Source organism: Sorangium sp. So ce1504 (assembly GCF_051521635.1).
Lineage (GTDB): Bacteria > Myxococcota_A > Polyangia > Polyangiales > Polyangiaceae > Sorangium > Sorangium cellulosum_B.
This window is the reverse complement of the sequence record NZ_CP150365.1, coordinates 11,834,697-11,855,536: the sequence shown is the minus strand read 5'-3', so window position 1 is coordinate 11,855,536 and position 20,840 is coordinate 11,834,697. Positions and strand designations below refer to the sequence as shown.

Sequence of the window (20,840 nt, the reverse complement as noted above, 5' to 3'; positions counted from 1 at the left end):
GTGTCTACCAAGCCTGATCCCTCTGCAAACATCGAAAGCGTCTATCCCCTCTCTCCCATGCAGGAGGGGATGCTGTTCCACACGCTGCTGCGCCCGTCCTCGGGCGTCTACCTCATGCAGAATCGCTATCGTATCGAGGGCGATCTGCAGCTCGACGCGTTCGTCAGGGGCTGGCGAGAGGTGGTGGCGCGACACGCGATCCTGCGCACCTCCTTCGTCTGGAGGAGCCAGAAGCGCCCGCTCCAGGTGGTCCACAAGACGGTCGAGCTGCCGTTCGAGGTGCTCGACTACCGGGGCCTCACCGGAGAGGCCCAGGAGGCGCGCCTCTCCGAGGTGCTCGGCGCCGAGCTCGATCAGGGGCTCGACTTCGGCAAGGCGCCGGTGATGCGCCTCCGCCTCGTCCGCCTGAGCGACAAGACCTATGAGCTCGTCCACAGCTTCCACCACATCCTCCTCGACGAGTGGTGCACGTCGCTCCTGATGATGGACTTCCTCGCTCACTACGAGGCGCTGGCCCGGGGCGAGGTGCCGCGCCCCGCGCCCGCGCGCCCCTACCGCGATTACATCGAGTGGCTCGGGCGAAAGGATCCTCAGGCCGGAGAGGCCTTCTGGCGGGACGCCCTCCAGGGCTTCTCCGCGCCGACGCCCCTCGGGTTCGAGGAGCGCTCCGCCCAGGCGGCGGCCGCGGATCACGCGCAGATCGACAGCCTCGTGATCCGGCTCGGCGCGGAGCCTTCGGCCGCGCTGCGCGCGCTCGTGCAGCGCCACCGCCTCACGCTCAACACGCTGGTGCAGGGCGCCTGGGCCCTGCTCCTCAGCCGCTACAGCGGCGAGCCCGAGGTGCTCTTCGGCGTCACCGTCGCCGGACGCCCGCCGGAGCTGCCAGGGGTCGAGTCCATCCTCGGCCTCTTCATCAACACGCTGCCGCTGCGCGTCCCGGTCCCCGCGGAGGAGCCGCTCCTGCCGTGGCTCGCCGCGCTCCTCGATCGGAACCTCAAGCTGCGGCAGCACGAGCACACGCCGCTCGTGGACATCCAGCGCTGGAGCGAGATCGAGCGCGGAAGGTCGCTGTTCCAGAGCCTCCTCGTGTTCGAGAACGCGCCGATCGACCCCGCGCTCCGCGAGGGGCGGATCGTCTTCCGGATCGCGGACTTCCGCGCCCGCGTCCACACGAACTACCCGCTCACGGTCATGTCGTGGCCCGGCGCCGAGCTGCCCCTCCAGCTCGTCTACGACCGGTCGCGCGTACGGCCCGAGCTCGCCGAGCGGCTGCTCGGGCACCTCCGCGCGCTCCTCGAGGCCATGGCCGCGCGGCCCGACGCGCGCCTCGGCGACCTGCCGCTCCTCACGCCGGCAGAGCGAGAGCAGGCGCTCGTGGCCTGGAACACGGCGCCCGCGGCCGAGGAGGATCTCTCGTCCTACGCCGCGCGCTTCCGCGCCCAGGTCGCCCGGACGCCGGACGCCGTCGCCGTGTCCTGCGCGGATCAGCGGCTGACGTACGCCGCGCTGAACCGCGACGCGAACCGCGCGGCGCACGCGCTGCGCGCGCGTGGCGCCGGCCCCGAGCAGCGGGTCGCGCTGCTCGACGACCGCGGCATCCCGCTGCTCACCATGATCCTCGCCGTGTTCAAGGCCGGCGGGGCCTACGTGCCGCTCGACCCCGCCTACCCGGCCGAGCGCGTGGCGCAGATCCTCGCGTCGAGCGAGCCCCGGGTCGTGCTGACCCGCGAGCGGCACCGCGAGGCTTTGGAAAGAGCCATTTCTTTGCTGCCCGGGCCGCGCCGGCCGGCGATCGCGATCCTCGAGGACGCCCTCGACAAGGCCTCTTCCGACGAGGACCCCGAGGAGCGCGGGGGGCCCGATCACCTCGCCTACGTCATCTACACGAGCGGCTCCACCGGGGTGCCCAAGGGCGCGATGGTCGAGCGGCGCGGGATGCTCAACAACATGCTGAGCAAGGTCCCGCGGCTCGGCCTCGCGGCGGGCGACGTCATCGCGCAGACGGCGTCGCCGTGCTTCGACATCTCGGTCTGGCAGTTCCTCACCGCCCTGCTCTTCGGCGGCACGGTCGACATCGTGCCCGACGAGATCACGCGCGATCCGGGCCGCCTGCTCGAGCACGTCGAGCGCCGGGGGATCGCCGTCATCGAGGTCGTCCCCGCCGTGCTCCAGGGCATGCTGGACGCGGCGCTCGAGCGCCCCGCGCCGCCGGGCCTCGAGCGGCTGCGCTGGGTCCTGCCGACCGGCGAGGCGCTCCCCGCCGCGCTCGCCCGGGCGTGGCTCGAGCGCTTCCCGGCGGTGCCCCTCATGAACGCCTACGGGCCCGCGGAGTGCTCGGACGACGTGGCGCTGCACGCGCTGACGGCGCCGCCCGCGGCGGACGACGCTCAGGTCCCGATCGGGCGGCCCGTGGACGGCCTCCGGCTCTACGTCCTCGATCGCCTGCTCGCCCCGTCGCCGGTCGGCGTGACCGGCGAGCTGTACGTGGGCGGCGTCGGCGTCGGGCGCGGCTACCTGGGCGACCCGGGCCGGACCGCCGCCGCGTTCCTCCCCGACCCCTTCAGCAAGGCGCCGGGGCGCCGGCTCTACCGGACCGGGGATCTCGGCCGCTACCGCGACGACGGCACGATCGAGTTCGCCGGCCGGCGCGACCACCAGGTCAAGCTGCGGGGCTACCGCATCGAGCTCGGCGAGATCGAGGCGCGGCTCGCCGAGCACCCCGACGTGAAGGAGGCCGTGGTGCTCGTCCGCGAGGACCGGCCGGGCGTGCGGCGGCTCGTCGCCTACGTGGCCGCCGCGAGCCCTGCGCCGGCCGCGGAGGCGCTGCGCGCGTGGCTCGCGGAGCGCCTGCCCGAGTACATGGTGCCGCCGGTCGTCGTGTCCCTGCCGGCGCTCCCCCGCACGGCGAACGGCAAGGTGGACCGGCGCGAGCTGCCCGTCCCCGAGTCCGGCGACGCGATCCGCCACGTGGCGCCGCGCACGGCCACCGAGGAGCTGCTCGCGGGGATCTGGGCCGAGGTGCTGGGCGTGGAGCGCGTCTCGGTGGAGGACTCGTTCTTCGACCTCGGCGGCCACTCGCTGCTGCTGACGCAGGTCCTCTCGCGCGTGCGCCGCGTGCTCGACGTCGAGCTGCCGCTCCGCGCGTTCTTCGAGACGCCGACGGTGGCCGCCCAGGCGCGCGCCGCGGAGGCGGCGCGGCGCGGCCCTCCGGCCCCGCCGGCGCCGCCGCTCCTCCCGCAGCCGCAGGGCGGCCCGTCGCCGCTCTCGTTCGCGCAGGAGCGCCTCTGGTTCATCGCGCAGCTCGAGGAGACCGCGGCGTCCTACAACGTCCCGGCGGCCGTGCGCCTGCTCGGGCCGCTCGACGTGGCCCGGCTCGAGCGCAGCTTCGCCGCGGTCGTCCGCCGCCACGAGTCCCTGCGCGCCACGTTCGCGGAGCGCGACGGCCACGCGGAGGCGCTCGTCCACGCCGAGCGGCCGGTGGCGCTCTCGTTCGTGGATCTCGGCGCCGCGCCGGAGGAGGCGCGCGAGGCGCGCGAGGCCGAAGCGCGGCGCCTGCTCGAGGAGCAGGCCCGCCTGCCCTTCGACCTGACCGGCGGGCCGCTGCTCCGGATCGCGCTCGTGCGCCTCCACGAGCGCGAGCACCTCCTGCTCGTCGTCCTCCATCACATCGTGTCGGACGGCTGGTCCATGAACGTCCTCGTCGGCGAGGTGACCGAGCTCTACGCCGCCGACGCCGAGGGGCGCGCCGCCGCGCTCCCGCCGCTCCCGATCCAGTACGCCGACTACGCCCGGTGGCAGCGCGGGTGGCTCACGGGGGCGGTGCTCGATCAGCAGCTCGCCTACTTCCGGCAGCGGCTCGGCACGGAGCCGCCGGTCCTGCGGCTGCCCACCGATCGGCCGCGCCCCGCCGCGCGATCGTACCGCGGCGCCCGCCACAACTTCGCGCTCCCGCGCGAGCTGTCGGCCGCGCTGTCCGCGCTCGCGCGCGGCCAGGGGGTCACGTCGTTCATGCTGCTCCTGGCCGCGTTCCAGGCGCTGGTCGCGCGCAGGAGCGGCCAGACGGACCTGTGCATCGGGACGCCGATCGCGGGCCGCACGCGCGTCGAGATCGAGGGGCTCATCGGGCTCTTCGCCAACACGCTCGTGCTCCGGGCGGACCTCGGCGGCGACCCGCGCTTCGCCGATCTCCTCTCGCAGGCGCGCGAGGAGGTGCTGGCCGCGCAGGCGCACCAGGACCTGCCGTTCGAGCAGCTCGTGAAGGCGCTCCGGCCGGCGCGGGATCTCGGCAGCACCCCGCTGTTCCAGGTGATGTTCTCGCTCCAGGAGGCCGCGCGGCGCGCGCGCCCGCTCGACGGCCTCGAGATCCTGCCCGTCGAGGTGGATCCGGGCAGCGCCCAGTTCGACCTCTCGCTCCACATGGTGACCGCGCCGGAGGGGCTGCGCGGCTCGTTCGAGTACAGCACCGAGCTCTTCGAGGAGCGCACCATCCGCCGCATGGCGGACGACCTCCGCGCGCTCCTGGAGACGATCGTCGCGCGGCCGACCGCGCGGCTCAGCGAGCTGCCGCTGCCGGAGCCGCCGGCACCGGCGCTGACCGAGCAGCCCGAGGCAGCGCCGCCCGCGGACGCGGGCCTCGAGCTCGAGGCGGCGCCGCCGTCCGGCGCGGGAGAAGCGCGCCCGGCCGCGGCGCACGACGTCGCGGCCATCGAGGCGCAGCTCGCCGAGATCTGGGCGGCGGTCCTGGGTCGCGAGCGCGTTGACCGCGACGACAACTTCTTCGAGCTGGGGGGCGACTCGATCCTGAGCCTGCAGGTCGTCTCGCGCGCGAAGCAGGCGGGCCTCCGCCTGACCGCCCGCCAGATGTTCCAGCACCAGACCCTCGCGGCGCTGGCCGCCGCGGCGGGCCTCTCCACGGGCGCCGCCGCGGCGCCGGACGAGGAGGAGCCGGCGGGGGGCGACGTGCCGCTGACGCCGATCCAGCGGCGGTACTTCGCGCGCGACCTGCCGAACCCGCACCACTGGAACCAGGCGCTGCTGCTCACGGTCGCCGAGCCGCTCGTGTGGCCGGCGCTGGAAGCGGCGGTGCAGGCGCTCCTGCGCCACCACGGCGCGCTGCGGCTGCGCTTCGTGCCCGGAGAGCGCGGCGTCCGCCAGACGCTCGCGCCGTTCAACGAGCCCGCCGCGGTCGTGCACCGGGTGGACCTCGCCCGGGTGCTCGAGGCCGAGCAGCCGAGGGAGATCGAGGCGCACGCGACCCGGTGGCAGGCGAGCCTCGACCTCGCGGACGGGCCGCTGCTGCGCGTGGTCGGCTTCGATCTCGGCGCCGGCAGGCCGGGGCGGCTGCTCCTGATCGCGCACCACCTCGTCGTCGACGGCGTGTCATGGCGGGTCCTCCTCGAGGATCTGGAGGCCGCTTACGATCAGGCCCGCCGCGGGGCGCCGGCGCAGCTGCCCGACAGGACCACCTCGTTCGCGCGGTGGGCGGAGCGCCTCGACGCCGCGGCGCAGGACGCCGCGCTCGAGGAAGAGGCGGCCTTCTGGCTCGGTCTGCCGTGGGATCGCCTCGCGCCGCTGCCGGTCGACGATCCGGCGGGGGACCGCGCGGAGACGGCCATGGCGACGCTCAAGGTGGGGCTGAGCGGGGTGGAGACGCGGTCGCTGCTGGAGGCGGTGTCGGAGGCGTACCGGACGCGCATCGACGAGTTCCTCCTGGCCGGGCTCGCGCTGGCCCTCGCCCGGTGGACCGGCCGCGCGCTCGCGGGCATCGAGGTCGAGGGCCACGGGCGCGAGGCGCTCGACGGCGACGACCTGGATCTATCGCGCACGGTCGGCTGGTTCACGAGCGTCTACCCGGTGCTGCTCGAGGTCGCGCCCGACGCGGCGCCGGGCGCCGTGCTCAAGACGGTGAAGGAGCAGCTCCGCCGCGTCCCGCGGCGCGGCCTCCCCTACGGCGCGGTGCGGGAGCTCGGGAGGGGGGCGATCGCCGACCGGCTGCGCCGCCTGCCGGCGCTCGGCGTCGGGTTCAACTACCTCGGGCAGTGGGACCAGGTGGTGGGCGCCGGCGCGCGGTTCTCCCTGGCCGAGGAGCCGCCCGGCGCCGAGCACGACCCGCGCAGCCCGCTCGCGTACGAGATCGAGATCGACGCGGCCGTGTACGACGGCCGCCTCGAGGCGACCTTCCGCTACAGCGCCGCGCGGTACCGGCAGGCGACGATCGCGGCGGTCAGCGCGCGGTGGCGCGACGCGCTGAGAGAGCTGATCGCGCACTGCCTTTCACCCGAAGCCGGCGGCTACACGCCGTCGGACTTCACCGATGTCGCGCTCGCGCCGGACGAGCTGGACTCCATCCTCGAACGACTGGACTGAGCCATGGCGAACAACAAGAAGGACGTTGAGTCGATTCACTATCTCTCCCCGCTCCAGCAGGGGTTGCTCTTCCATGCGGTCTCGGACCGGTCCACGGACCCGTACTTCGTGCAGGCGGCCTTCCTGCTGGAGGGACCGCTCGATCCGGACGCCTTCGAGCGCGCCTGGCAGGCGCTCGCGGAGCGGCACACGATCCTGCGCACCGGCTTCGTCTGGGAGGGCGTCGCCAGGCCGGTGCAGGTCGTCCGGCAGCGGGCGACGATCCCGGTGGCGCGCCACGATCTCCGCGGGCTCGCCGCGCGCGAGCGCGAGGAGGCGCTCTCCGCGCTCATGGCCGCGGACCGGCGCGCCGGCTTCGACCTGCTCAAGGCCCCCCTCATGCGGGTCACGCTGGTGCGGCTCGCGGACGACGCCCATTGCTTCATCAACAGCCATCACCACCTCTTGCTGGACGGGTGGGGCTTCGCCCTCCTGCTGAGAGAGGCGCTGTTCGCGTATCAGGCGCTCGTGCGGGGCGCGATCCCCGAGCTGCCGCGGGCGCGCCCGTACCGGGAGTACCTCGCGTGGGTGCAGGCCCAGGACGAGGGGGCGGCCGAGCGGTTCTTCCGCGGCGCGCTGGCCAGGTTCCGGACGACGACGCCGCTCCCCCTGGGGGCCGCCCCGGCCGCGGCCGCGGCGGGCGACGGCGCGTTCCCCTTCGCCGAGCAGGAGCTGCGCTTCTCGCGGGAAGAGACGCAGGCGCTCGCGGCCTGCGCGCGCCGCCTGCGCGTCACGCTGAACACCCTCGTGCAAGGCGCGTGGGCCCTCCTGCTGTCCCGGCACAGCGGAGAGCCCGACGTGGTCTTCGGCGCCACGGTGTCCGGCCGGCCCCCGGAGCTCCCCGGCTCCGAGGCCATCGTCGGCATGCTGATCAACACCCTGCCGGTGCGGGTCCGCGTGGACGAGCACGAGCCGCTCGCCGCGTGGCTCCTGCGGCTGCAGGACCGGAACAGCGAGCTGCGCCAGCACGAGTGGACCCCCCTGTCCCTCGTCCAGCGCTGGAGCGAGGTGCCGGGCGGGCAGTCGCTCTTCGACACCCTGGTGGTGTTCGACAGCTACCCCGAGGAGGACGTCGGCGGCGCGCTCCTCGACCTGCGCGTCCGCGCCTTGCCCCGGCCCGGCGGCGGGCGCGAGGGCGGCGCCCTGCTCACCGCCGGACGCAACAACTACCCGGTGTCGCTCATCGTGGAGCCGGCGGGCGATCTGGGCCTGATCCTCTGCTACGAGCGCCGCCGCCTCGCGCACGACGCCGCGGCCAGCCTGCTCGCCCAGTGCCGCGCGCTGCTCGAGGCGATGGCGGCGCGGCCGCACGCACGCCTGGCCGAGCTGCCCCTCGTGGGCGCCGCCGAGCGGCGGCGCCTGCTCACCGATCTGAACGCGACGGCCACGGCCTCCCCGCCGGCGGCCTGCGTCCACGAGCTCTTCGAGGCGCACGCCGCCGCGCGGCCCGACGCGCTCGCGGTCGCCTGCGAGGAGACGGCGCTGACCTACGGGGAGCTCGACCGGAAGACGAACCAGCTGGCGCGGAGGCTGCGGGCGCTCGGCGTGGGGCCCGAGGACCGGGTCGTCCTGTGCATCGAGCGCTCGGCGGAGATGGTCCTCGCGCTGCTCGGCGTGCTCAAGGCGGGCGCCGCGTATGTGCCCGTCGACCCGAAGTTCCCGCGCGATCGGCTCCGCGCCGTCGTGGAGGACAGCGGCGCGCGCGTCGTGGTCACCCAGGAGCAGTGGGCCGGCGCGTTCGACGGGCCGGGGCCCTCGCTGCTCTTCCTGGACCGCGACGCGAGCGCCCTCGCGGCCGAATCCGACACACCGCTCGGCGAGACGGCCCGGCCTGGCAACCTCGCCTACCTCATCTACACGTCGGGCTCGACGGGGCGACCGAAGGGCGTGGCCGTCGAGCACCGCCACCTCGTGAACTACGTGCGCGGCGTGCTCGCGCGGCTGCCCCTCGCCGAGGGCGGCGGCATGGCGCTCGTCTCGACCGTGGCCGCGGACCTCGGGCACACGTCGCTCTTCGGCGCGCTCTGCTCGGGCCGCGCGCTGCACGTCCTGTCCGAGGCGCGGATCTTCGATCCTGACGCGACCGCCGAGTACATGAGCCGCCACGGGGTCGACGCCCTCAAGATCGTCCCCAGCCACCTCGCCGCGCTCCTCGAGGCGGCGCGCCCCGAGCGCGTACTGCCGACGCGCTGCCTCGTGGTCGGCGGAGAGGCCTCGAGCTGGGAGCTCATCGAGCGGATCCGGACGCTCGCGCCGGGCTGCACCGTCGTGAACCACTACGGCCCCACCGAGACGACCGTTGGCTCGCTCACATGGCAGGTCGACCCAGCGGGCGGCCGCTCCGGAACGACCGTGCCCATCGGACGGCCGCTCCCCAACACCCAAGCGTATGTCCTTGGTGTAAATTTTGAACCGGTACCGGTGGGCGTGCCCGGGGAGCTCTACCTGGGAGGAGCCGGCGTGACGCGCGGCTACCACGCTCGCCCCGAGCTGACGGCGGAGCGCTTCGTCCCGGATCCGTTCGGGGGCGTCCCGGGGGGTCGGCTGTACCGCACCGGGGATCGGGTGCGCCTCCTTGCGAACGGCGCGATCGAGTTCCTCGGGCGCACCGATCACCAGATCAAGCTGCGCGGCCACCGCGTGGAGCTGGGCGAGATCGAGGCGCGGCTGCGCGAGCAGCCCGAGGTGCGCGAGGCGGTCGTGGCGGCGCGGGACAGCGGCGGGGCCGTGCGCCTCGTGGCCTACGTCGTGGCCCGCGAGGCGGCGGCGCTCGACGCGGAGGCGCTCCGCGCGCGGCTCGCGAAGCAGCTGCCCGAAACCATGGTGCCCGCCGTGATCGTGCCGCTGCCGGCGCTGCCGCTCACCCCGAACGGCAAGATCGACCGCGCGGCGCTGCCGGAGCCCGAGCGGGCGGGCGCGCCGGAGGCCGGCGGCTTCGTCGCGCCCCGGAACGAGGTCGAGGCCACCCTCGCCCAGATCTGGGCCGACATCCTGCGCGTGGAGCGGGTCGGCATCCACGACAACTTCTTCGCCCTCGGCGGCGACTCCATCCGGAGCCTCCAGGTCATCGCGCGCGCCAACCAGCGCGGCATCAAGCTGAGCCCGAAGCACCTGTTCGATCACCCCACGGTGGCCGCCGCCGCTGCGGTCGCGGCGTCCGGCCCCGCGGGCACAGGCCAGGCGGGAGCGCCGCCGCAGGGCGAGCCGTGCCAGGCGGCGCCGTGCGCGCCCGCGCCGCCGCCGTCGCCGTTCTCGCTGAGCGGCCTCACGCAGGACGAGATCGCGCGCAGCCTGCCGGAGACGTCGGGGCTCGATGACGTCTACCCGCTCTCGCCGATGCAGGAGGGCATGCTCTTCCACACCCGCCTGAACCCCGGCTCTGGCATCTACCTGATGCAGCAGCACTACGTGTGGCGCGGCCCGCTCGACGCCGGCCGCCTCGTCGAGGCCTGGCGCCGGGTGGCGGCGCGGCACCCGATCCTGAGGACGTCCTTCGTCTGGAAGGACCTGGAGCGGCCGCTCCAGCTCGTCCACCGCGAGGTCGACCTCTCCGAGGTGATCCAGGTCATCGACCTCCGCGATCTGACCGAGGCCGAGCAGGAGAGGCGCGTCGCCGAGACGCTCGAGGCCGAGCTCGCCGCCGGGCTCGACATGACCCGGGCGCCGCTGATCCGGATCCGGCTGTTCCGCCTGGCGGAGGACGCTCACCGCATCGTGCGGAGCTTCCACCACATCCTCACGGACGACTGGTGCTTCTCCGTGATCATGATGGAGTGCCTGTCTTATTACGAGGCATCGGTCGCGGGCCGCGCGCTGGAGCTGCCCGAGCCGCGCCCCTACCGGGACTACATCGCCTGGCTCGCGCGGCAGGACCTCTCGGCGGCCGAGCGGTTCTGGCGCGAGGAGCTCCGCGGCTTCGCCGAGCCGACGCCGCTCGGCATCGATCGGGCCGCCCCCGACGGCGCGAGGGCCGGGGTGAGCGACGAGTTCGTCGAGCTGCCCCCGGCCATGACCGAGGCGCTCCTCCGGATCGCGAACCAGCATGAGCTGACGCCCAACACCCTCGTGCAAGGGGCCTGGGCGCTCCTCCTGAGCCGCTACAGCGGCCAGCGCGACGTCGTGTTCGGCGTGACCGTGGCAGGCCGCCCGACCGATCTGCCCGGCGTGGAGACGATCGTCGGCCTGTTCATCAACAGCCTGCCGCTCCGGGTGCGCGTGTCGCCCGAGCAGCCGCTCCTGCCGTGGCTCAAGGGCCTCCTCGCCCACAACTACCGGATCCGCGAGTTCGAGTACCCGCCGCTCGTGGAGATCCAGCGGTGGAGCGAGCTCCCCAAGGGCCTTTCGCTGTTCAACAGCCTCCTCGTCTTCGAGAACGCGCCGAAGGATCCGCGCCTCGGGGAGCAGGTGGGCGACGTCGGCCTCTCCTACGAGCAGGACCGGGTCCACACGAACTACCCGATGACGGTCGTGGCCTACCCGGGCGCGGGGCTCGGCATCCGGCTCTCGTACGACCGGCGCCTGTTCGATCGCGACGCCGTCGCGCGGATGCTGGGCCACCTGATCCAGCTCCTGGAAGAGATGGCCCGCCGCCCCGAGGCGCGGCTGGGCGACCTCTCGCTCCTCGACGAGCGCGAGCGCCGGACGCTCCTGCGGGAGTGGAACGACACGAGGGGCACGGAGCCCGCCGCGCCGAGCTACGTGGCGCTCTTCGAGGCCCAGGCGCGGAGGACGCCGGACGCGGACGCCGTCACGTGCCGCGGGCGCAGGCTCACCTACTCGGCCCTGAACCGCGCCGCGAACCACGTGGCCCACGCGCTGCGGGCCCAGGGGGTCGGTCCGGACACGATCGTCGCCGTGCTCGAGTCGCGCGACATCGAGCTGGTCGTCGCGGTGCTCGGCGTGCTCAAGGCCGGCGGCGCGTACCTCCCGCTCGATCCCCACCAGCCGGAGCAGCGCATCGCCGGCGTCGTCGAGGCGAGCCGGGCGCCGGTGGTCGTGACCTCGGACGCGTGGGTCCCGCGGCTCGCGAAGGCGCTCGCGCACCTGCCGGAGCCGGCGCGGCCGCGGTTCGTGACGCGCGAGCGCCTCGCCGCGCAGCGCGGGCCCGCGCCCGAAGGCGACCTGCCGCGGCTCGCCGGCCCCGGCCACCTCGCCTACGTGATCACCACGAGCGGGTCGACCGGCGTGCCGAAGGGCGCGATGGTCGAGCACGCGGGGATGCTCAACAACGTGTGGGGGAAGATCCCCGCGCTGGAGCTCGGCCCCTCGGACGTGATCGGCCAGACCGCGTCCCAGTGCTTCGACATCTCCGTGTGGCAGCTGCTCTCGGCGCTGCTCTGCGGCGGCCGCGTGCACATCGTCCCCGAGGAGATCGTGGGCGATCCGCGGCGCCTGCTGGAGGAGGCCGAGGCGCAGGGGATCACGGTCCTCGAGCTGGTCCCGTCGCTCCTCAGGGAGCTCGTGGCGGCCGATGAGGACGCGCCGCGCCTCGCGCGCCTCCGGTGGATGCTGCCCACCGGCGAGGCGCTGACGCCCGACCTCTGCCGCCAGTGGTTCGCGCGCCACCCCCGCGTCCCCCTGATGAACGCCTACGGTCCGGCCGAGTGCGCCGACGACGTCGCGCTGCACGTGATGACGGCGGCCCCGGGGCCGGAGGTCACCCACGTGCCCATCGGCCGGCCCGTGCCCAACGTGGGGCTCCACGTCGTGACGGGCGACGACCTCGCGCCCGTCGGCGTGACCGGCGAGATCTGCGTCACGGGCATCGGCGTGGGGCGCGGCTACCTGAACGACCCCGCCCGGACCGCCGAGGCCTTCGTGCCCGACCCGTTCGGCGGCGCGCCCGGCGCGCGCATGTACCGCACCGGCGATCTCGGCCGGCGCCTCGCGGACGGCACCCTCGAGTTCGCGGGGCGGCGGGATCATCAGGTGAAGATCCGCGGCTTCCGCATCGAGCTCGGGGAGATCGAGGCGCGCCTCGCGCGGCACCCGGAGGTCCGGGAGGCCGTGGTCACGGTCCGGGAGGAGCGCACCTCGGGCAAGCGGCTCGTGGCCTATGTCGTCGGCGAGGGCGGCGCGACCCCTGCGCCCGAGCGCCTGCGCGACTTCCTGAAGGAGGCGCTGCCCGACTACATGGTGCCGCCCGTCTTCGTCGCCCTGCCCGCGCTGCCGCTCACCCCGAACGGCAAGGTGGACCGCAAGGCGCTGCCGGCGCCGGAGGCGCCCGCGGTCGATGCGGGGAGCGCGGCGGCCGGCGCCCCGACGACGCCGACCGAGGAGGCCCTCGCGGGCATCTGGGCGGAGGTGCTGGGGATCGAGCGGGTCCCCGTCCACGCGGGCTTCTTCGAGCTGGGCGGGCACTCGCTGCTGGCCACGCAGGTCGTGTCGCGCGTGCGCAAGGCGCTCGGCGTCGAGCTGCCGCTCCGCAGCCTGTTCGATCACCCCACGGTGGCGGAGCTCGCCCGCGACGTCGATCGGCGCCGCGCTCCGGCCGGCGGCGCGCCCGCGGCCGCGGCGCCGCCGCTCGTCGCGGTGCCGCGGCAGGGGCCGCTGCCGCTCTCGTTCGCGCAGCAGCGCCTGTGGTTCCTGGCCCAGCTCGAGCCCGACAGCGCCGGGTACAACATGACCGCGGCCGTGCGCGTCGAGGGGGAGCTCGACCTCGCGGTGCTCCAGGAGAGCCTCGCGGCGCTCGTCCGGCGCCACGAGTCGCTGAGGACCACGTTCGGCGTGGTCTCGGGCGAGCCGGTGCAGGTGATCGCCCCCGAGGGGGCGCCGGGGTTCGAGGTGGTGGACCTGTCCGCGACGCCCGACGTGGAGCGCGGCGCGGCGGTCCAGCGCCTGGCGACGGACCGCGCGGAGCGGCCCTTCGATCTCGGTCGCGGGCCGCTCCTGCGGCTGACCGCGATCCAGCTGCGCCACGACGAGCTCGTGCTGGTCGTCGTCGTCCACCACATCGTGGCGGACGGCTGGACCATGAACGTGCTGGTCGCGGACCTGGCCGAGCTGTACGCGGCGGCGAGGGCCGGGCGGCCGCCGGCGCTGCGGCCGCTGCCCGTCCAGTACGCGGACTTCGCGGTCTGGCAGCGGCAGTGGATCAAGGGGCCGGTCCGCGAGGCGCTGCTCGGCGCCTGGCGCGAGCGGCTCGCCGGGCCTCCGCCGGCGCTCGATCTGCGCCCGGATCACCCCCGGTCCGCCGCGTCGACCTACCGCGGCGGGCGCCGCACGATCGCGGTGGACCGCGCGCTCTCCGAGGCGCTGCGCGCGCTCGGACGGCGCGAGGGCGCCACGCTCTTCATGACGCTGCTCGCGGCGTTCAAGGTCGTGCTCCTCGGGCGCACGGGCCAGAGCGACGTCCTCGTCGGGACCGACGTCGCGGGCCGCAACCGCGCGGAGACCGAGGGGCTCATCGGGTTCTTCGTGAACCTGCTGGTCCTGCGCACGGATCTCGGCGGCCTGCCCACGTTCCGGGAGCTCCTTCAGCGGGTCCGGGAGGTCACGCTCGACGCGTACGCGCACCAGGATCTGCCGTTCGAGCAGGTGGTCGACGCCGTGCGGCCGGCCCGCGAGCCCGGCCGCCACCCCCTCGTGCAGACGCTGTTCGTCCTGCAGAACGTGCCGGCGTCCGAGATCTCGCTGCCCGGCGTGCGCTTCAGCGCCATGGATCTCGACCGCGAGGTGTCGCGGTTCGACCTCGGCGTGTTCGTCGAGGAGACGGACGAGGGGCTCGCGTGCACGTGGAAGTACCGCGCCGATCTGTTCGAGCCGCCCACCATCGAGGCGATGGCGGCCCACTTCATGGCCGTGCTGCGGGCCATCGTGGACGACCCCGACCGCCGCGTGACGGCGCTCGCGGCAGCGGAGAGGAAGGAACGCACCGTGGAAGGACGCGCGCGCGACGAGGGCCGGCTCCGGAGCCTCAAGCGCATCACCCCCCGCAAGGTGGACATGGGCCCGAGCGCGCTGGTCGCGACCAGCACGCTGAGCGACGGGCCGCTGCCGCTGGTCGTGAAGCCGGCGGTGGCCGACGTGGATCTCGCGGCCTGGGCCCGCGAGGAGCGGGCGTTCGTCGAGGCGCAGCTGCTCCGGCACGGGGCCGTGCTGTTCCGCGGCTTCCCGATCCGGTCGGCCCCGGAGTTCGAGCAGGTCGCGCAGGCCATCTGCGGCGAGCTGTTCGGCGAGTACGGCGATCTTCCCCGGGAGAAGACCGGACAGCACATCTACAGCTCGACGCCCTACCCGGCCGACAAGGCCATCCTGTTCCACAACGAGAGCTCGCACCTGCCGCGCTGGCCGCTCAAGCAGTGGTTCTTCTGCGTGCAGGCCGCGCCGGAGGGCGGCGCGACGCCGATCGTGGACTGCCGGAGGCTCTACGAGGCCCTCGCGCCCGACGTCCGCGAGCGCTTCCGGCGGTCGGGGCTGCTCTACGTGCGGAATTTCACGCCGGGCTTCGACGTGGGCTGGCAGGACTTCTTCCACACCACGGATCCCGCGGTCGTGGAGGAGCGCTGCCGCGCGGGCGGCATGCGGTGCGACTGGCTCGCGGGCGGCCGGCTGCGGATCAGCCAGCGCGGGCCGGCCGTGCTCTCGCACCCGAAGACGGGAGAGCAGGTGTTCTTCAACCAGATCCAGCTGCACCACCCGGCGTACCTGGAGGCGCCGGTACGCGAGTCGCTGCTGGCGATGGTCGGCGAGCAGTGGCTGCCTCGCAACGTGACCTACGGCGACGGCGCGCCGATCGAGGTCGAGACGACGCGCGCGCTCGGCGAGGCCTACGAGCGCTGCGCCGTGCGGTTCCCGTGGCAGGAGGGCGACATCATCCTGCTCGACAACATGCTCGTGGCCCACGGCCGCGATCCGTTCTCGGGCCCGCGGAAGATCGTGGTGGCCATGGGCGAGATGATGACGGCCGAGCGGGCGACGCAGGCGACGCAGGCGTCGCGGGCGTCGGACGGCGCGGTGGCGTCATGACGATGCAGGCCACCGAGCTCGGGCCGAGCGTGCAGGGCGTGCGCCTGTCGCCGCAGCAGCGGCGCCTGTGGGCGCTCCACCGGAGCGGAACCACGGTGTTCGCGCGCGGGTTGATCCGCCTGGAGGGCGACCTCGACGCCGCCCGCATGGCCGGCGCCCTCGGCGAGGTCGTCGCGCGCCACGAGATCCTGAGGACGACGTTCCGCCGGGATCCGCGCCTCAAGTTCCCGCTGCAGGCCGTCGGCGGGGCGGCGCCCGCGTGGCACCGGGTGGATCTGGGCGGCCGCGCGACCGGCGAGCAGGAGGCGCACGTCGAAGCGCTCTGGCGCGAGGCCGCGCGGCTCAAGGTCGACCTCGAGCGCGGGCCGCTGCTCCACGTGTGGCTGGTGCGCCGCGCCGAGCGGCTGCACGACCTGCTCGTCGCCGCGCCCGCGCTCTCTGCCGACGCGTGGACGCTGGACCTCCTGTTCCGCGAGCTGGCCGAGGCCTACGCCGGCGGCGCCGGCGAGCGGCAGGAGGCCGGGGTGGAGCCCGTGCAGTACGCCCAGTTCGCCGAGTGGCAGAACGATCTTGTCGACTCGGCGGAGAGCGCTCCGGCTCCTTCGGGGATACCCGTCGTCCTCCCGTTCGAGGGCGCCGCCGAGGAGGGCGCCGCCGAGGAGGGCGGCGCTTCCGGCGAGGTCGTCGACGTCGACGTCGACGCGGCGCTGCTCGGCCGGCTGGAGTCGCTGGCCCGCGGCGAGGGCGCCTCGCTCTCGTCGGTACTGCTCGCGGCCTTCCAGCTCCACCTCGCGCGCCTCACCGGCGCGCGGGAGCTCGTCGTCGCGGTGGCATCGGCCGTGCGTAGGATCGAGGACGTCCAGGAGGTCATGGGCCCGGTGGCCAAGTGGCTCCCGGTCCCGTGCCGCGTGGACGAGGCGCAGCGGTTCGCCGAGCTGGTGCGCCGGACTCAGGCGGGCGTCGACGAGGCGACCGAGGAGGAGGAGCACTGGAACCCCGACCTGCCGGACGCCGGGGGGCCCGGGAGCACCGTCGGCTTCGAGTTCTCCTCGCTCCCCGAGCCCAGGGTGGCGGGCGGCCTCGCATGGCACGTCGAGCGCCAGTGCATGGGCGCGGGCGGGCTCAAGCTCGCGCTCTCGGCCCAGCGCGGGCGGGGCCGCGTGCGCCTCTCGCTCTGGCACGACGCGCGCCGCTGCGGCGCGGAGGGCGCCCTGGCGATGGCCGAGCAGTACCGGGCGCTGCTCGGCAGCGCTGCCGAGGCCTGGTCGGAGTCCGCCCCGCGCCTCGGCCTGCTCGGCCCCACGGAGCGGGCGCGGCGGCTCTCCGAGGGCCGGGGGGCGGCGCACGACGTCGCGCCCCCGCGGTGCCTGCACGAGGCGTTCGAGGAGCATGCGGCGCGGCAGCCCGAGGCGCTGGCGGTGGTCGCGGGCGACCGGCGGCTGACCTACCGCGAGCTCAACCAGCAGGCCAACCGGCTCGCCCACCACCTCCGCCGGCGCGGCGTCGGCGGCGGCAGCCCGGTAGGCCTCTGCGGCGAGCGATCCGTGGACATGATCGCTGGCCTCCTCGGCATCCTGAAGGCCGGCGGCGCCTACGTGCCGCTCGACCCGCACGCCCCCGTGCAGCGGCTCACCCAGCAGATCCGGCGCGCGGGCTTCTCCGTCCTGCTCACGAACGCGCCCGTCCGCGCCCGGCTGCCGGACCTGCCGGACACCGATTGCGCCGTCCTCTCCCTGGACGACGCGGCGCTGCTCGACGGCGAGCCCGAAGGCGAGCCCGCCGTGCCGGTGCTGCCCGACGATCTCGCGTCCGTCGTCTTCACGTCGGGCTCGACCGGTGAGCCCAAGGGCGTCGGCGTCACGCACCGCGGGATCGCCAGCTACACGCGCTCGGTGTGCGAGGCGCTCGGGATCATCGAGGCCGGGCTGCACTTCGCGACCGTCTCGACGTTGAGCGCCGACCTCGGCAACACGAGCATCTTCGGCGCGCTCGCCTCGGGCGGCTGCCTCCACGTGATCGGCTACGAGACGGCGACCGACGGCCGGCTCTTCTCGGAGTACTACCGGCGCTGGCCGATCGACGTGCTGAAGATCGTGCCGTCGCACCTGAGCGCGCTGCTCGACACGGGCGAGGGGGCGGCGGTGCTGCCGCGGCGGCTCCTGGTGCTCGGCGGAGAGGCGCTGCCGTTCGCCCTCATCGAGCGGATCGCGGCGCTCTCGAGCGGCTGCGCCGTGGCGAACCACTACGGGCCGACCGAGACGACGGTGGGCGCGCTGGTCTTGCCGCTGCGCGAGCTGCGCGACCGGCGCGGGTGCGCGTCGGTGCCGATCGGCCGCCCGCTGGCCAACGCGGAGGCGTACGTGCTCGACGAGCGCCTGGAGCCGGCGCCCGTGGGCACGGTGGGCGAGCTGTACCTGGGCGGCGCCGGGCTCTCGCGCGGATACCTGGGCCAGCCGGATCTGACCGCGGAGCGGTTCGTGCCGCACCCGTTCGGCGTGGGCGCGCGCCTCTACCGGACGGGTGATCGGGCGCGGTACCGGCCCGACGGCGCCATCGAGTTCATGGGCCGGCGCGATCACCAGGTGAAGATCCGCGGCTTTCGCGTGGAGCTCGGGGAGATCGAGGCGCGGGTCCGGGAGCACCCCGCGGTCGGGCAGGCGGTCGTCATCGCCGCGCGCCAGGACGGCGCGGTCGCGCCGACCATCGTCGCGTACGTCGTCCCCCGGGAGGGAGCGCTCGACGAGGCCGCGCTGCGCGCGTTCCTCAAGGACCGGCTCCCTGAGTACATGCATCCGAGCGACTTCGTGCTGCTGCACGCATTGCCGCTGACCGCGAACGGGAAGGTCGATCGCAAGGCGCTGCCCAGCCCTGCCGCGCGCCGGCGGCGCGAGTACGTCGCGCCGCGGACGCCGGTCGAGGAGACGCTCGCGGCGATCTGGGCCGACGTCCTGGGGCGCCCGCAGGTCGGCGTCGAGGACAACTTCTTCGACCTCGGCGGGCACTCGCTGATGGCGATCCCGCTGATGCACCGGATCCAGCAGGCGCTCGGCGGCGCGCTGTCGTTGATGGCGATCTTCGAGGCGCCGACGATCGCCGGGCTCGCCAGGCTGCTCGACGCCGGGCGTCCGGCGTCGAGCGTCGTCGAGCTCCGCGCGGGCGGGTCGCGCCCCCCGCTCTTCTGCGTGGACTCCTCGGGCCTGCACGTCATGGCCTACCAGGGCCTCGCTGCGGCCATGAGCGAGGAGCAGCCGGTTCTCGGGCTCGATCTGGGCCCGTCGCTCGCGGAAGACGCCGGCGCGCTCTCGCTGCCTCGGATCGTCGAGCGGCTGTCGCGCGAGATCCGGGAGCGGCAACCGCGCGGGCCGTACCGCCTCCTCGGGTGGTCCGTGGGCGGCGTGCTGGCGCTCGCCGTCGCGCGGACGCTGGAGGAGCAGGGCGAGCGGGTCGCCTTCCTCGGCATGCTGGACTCGCAGCCACGCACGCGCCTCTACGCGACGGGCGAGCCGGATGTCGTCGAGGAGCTGGCGGCGTACATCGATCAGGGCCGCAGCGCGGAGCTGCTCGCGCTCGCGCCGGCGGAGCTCGACGCGCTGCGAGCGCGGCTGAAGGGGCTGAGCGACGGCGATCGCGTGGCGGAGGCCGTGCGCTGGGCGCAGGCCCGCGGCTTCGCGTCGAGCGACATCCCGCCCGCCGCGTATTACCACCGGTACGCGCTGCTCCGAGGCGCGGCCCTGCTCACGAAGGATCTGCCGCAGCGGTGCGTCGCGGCGCCGATCCACGTGTGGTGGAGCGCCGAGACGATCGCGCACCACGGCGGCCCGCCCATGGACTGGCAGCAGTACACGGCGGGAGCGGTGCGCACAGCGATTCTTCCCGGCGATCATATCGCCGCCGTGCAGGGGGCCGACGCGCATGCGCGCATACGCGAGACCCTGGAGGTCCTGGACCCGGCAGAGCGCGCCCTGGAGCGCCCGGAGCGGAACAACCCTTCTCACCAGGGAGTCACCCCATGAGTCTGTCTGCAGCTTCCAGTTTGCCTGTGTCGGACCCGGTGCCGGCGGCCTCCAGATCACCCCTTCACGCGGGCCTCGCCGCGGAGCTCGGCGAGCGCCACCGGCGGCGCGCGCTGTACGAGCTCGGGGATCACCCCTTGCTCGAGCGGCAGCGGCAGCGCGAGTCGAACGCCCGATCGTACCCGCGGCGGCTGCCGCTGGCGCTCTCGCGCGCGCAGGGCGTGTATGTGGAAGACGTCGAGGGGCGCGTGTTCCTCGATTGTCTGGCCGGGGCCGGCACCCTGGCGCTAGGGCACAACCACCCGGCGGTCACCGACGTCCTGGTGCGGACGCTGCACTCCGGTCTACCGCTCCACACGCTCGACCTCACCACGCCTGTCAAAGATCGCTTCACGCAGGACGTGCTCGGCGTGTTGCCGGCGACCTTTGCCCGCCATGCGCGCGTCCAGTTCTGCGGCCCCACGGGGGCGGATGCCGTCGAAGCCGCGCTGAAGCTGGTCAAGCTCGCGACCGGGCGCGGCACGGTGCTGGCCTTTCAGGGCGCGTACCACGGCATGACGCAGGGCGCGCTCACCCTGATGGGCAACCTCGGGCCCAAGGCGGCGCTCGGCTCCAGCCTGCAAGGCGTGCAGTTCTTGCCGTATCCGTACGAGTACCGCTGCCCGTTCGGCCTCGGCGGCGACGCCGGCATCGCGGCCTCGCTCGCGTACATCGGCAACCTGCTGTCCGATCCGGAGGGCGGCGTGCCCACGCCTGCTGCCATCATCGTCGAGGCGGTGCAGGGCGAGGGGGGCATGATCCCGGCGCCGGTCGCCTGGCTGAAGGGGCTGCGGGAGCTCGCGACGCGCCATGATATCCCGCTGATCCTCGACGAGGTGCAGACGGGCTTTGGCCGCACCGGGCGCATGTTCGCGTTCGAGCACGCCGGCATCGAGCCGGACGTGCTGGTCCTGTCGAAGGCGCTGGGCGGCGGACTGCCGCTCTCGGTGGTGGTGTATCACGAGCGCTTCGACACCTGGCGTCCGGGCGCCCACGCCGGCACGTTCCGCGGCAACCAGCTCGCGATGGCGGCGGGCTCGGTCACGCTGTCGGTGCTGCGCGCGGAGCGCCTGGACGCGGCGGCCGCGGAGCTCGGCGCGCGGCTCATGGCGCAGCTCACCGCGCTCGCCAGGGAGCACGCCTGCATCGGCGACGTGCGCGGGCGCGGCCTGATGGTCGGCGTGGAGCTCGTGGACGCGGCGGCCGCGCCCGACGCGCTCGGGGCGCGCCCTGCCCACCGCGACCTCGCCGGGCGCGTGCAGCGCGAGTGCCTGCGGCGGGGGATGATCGTGGAGCTCGGCGGCCGCCACGGCAGCGTGGTGCGCTTTCTGCCGCCGCTCATCATCACGGCGGCGCAGATCGACGAGGCGGCGAGGATCTTCGGCCAGGCGCTGGCGGCGGCTTCTCTGTAGCTGT

4 protein-coding genes are annotated in these 20,840 nt (G+C 74.4%); all 4 read left to right on the top strand.

Translation table 11 applies throughout. The annotated features are described in order from the left end of the window. The 4 genes from WMF39_RS44675 to WMF39_RS44660 are packed head-to-tail and all read left to right on the top strand — an operon-like array spanning nucleotide 1 to nucleotide 20,836. Nucleotides 1-6,366: an amino acid adenylation domain-containing protein gene (locus WMF39_RS44675; protein ID WP_437742525.1), complete on the top strand. Its 6,366-nt coding sequence runs from the start codon at nucleotides 1-3 to the stop codon at nucleotides 6,364-6,366. Nucleotides 6,367-6,369: 3 nt separating this feature from the next. After that, nucleotides 6,370-15,372, top strand: coding sequence for an amino acid adenylation domain-containing protein (locus WMF39_RS44670; protein ID WP_437742524.1), 9,003 nt, complete (start codon nucleotides 6,370-6,372; stop codon nucleotides 15,370-15,372). Next, nucleotides 15,369-19,385, top strand: coding sequence for a non-ribosomal peptide synthetase (locus WMF39_RS44665; RefSeq protein ID WP_437742523.1), 4,017 nt, complete (start codon nucleotides 15,369-15,371; stop codon nucleotides 19,383-19,385). Before WMF39_RS44670 ends, WMF39_RS44665 begins: the two co-directional genes overlap by 4 nt. Beyond that, complete coding sequence (locus WMF39_RS44660) at nucleotides 19,382-20,836, top strand: diaminobutyrate--2-oxoglutarate transaminase (protein ID WP_437742522.1); 1,455 nt, start codon at nucleotides 19,382-19,384, stop codon at nucleotides 20,834-20,836. The genes WMF39_RS44665 and WMF39_RS44660 overlap by 4 nt, the downstream gene beginning before the upstream one ends. Nucleotides 20,837-20,840 lie beyond the last annotated feature (4 nt).

Bases quoted from the DNA above. Each gene is read 5' to 3' on its own strand.
- WMF39_RS44670 (WP_437742524.1), top strand. From the start codon at position 6,370: ATGGCGAACAACAAGAAGGACGTTGAGTCGATTCACTATCTCTCCCCG.
- WMF39_RS44665 (WP_437742523.1), top strand. From the start codon at position 15,369: ATGACGATGCAGGCCACCGAGCTCGGGCCGAGCGTGCAGGGCGTGCGC.
- WMF39_RS44660 (WP_437742522.1), top strand. From the start codon at position 19,382: ATGAGTCTGTCTGCAGCTTCCAGTTTGCCTGTGTCGGACCCGGTGCCG.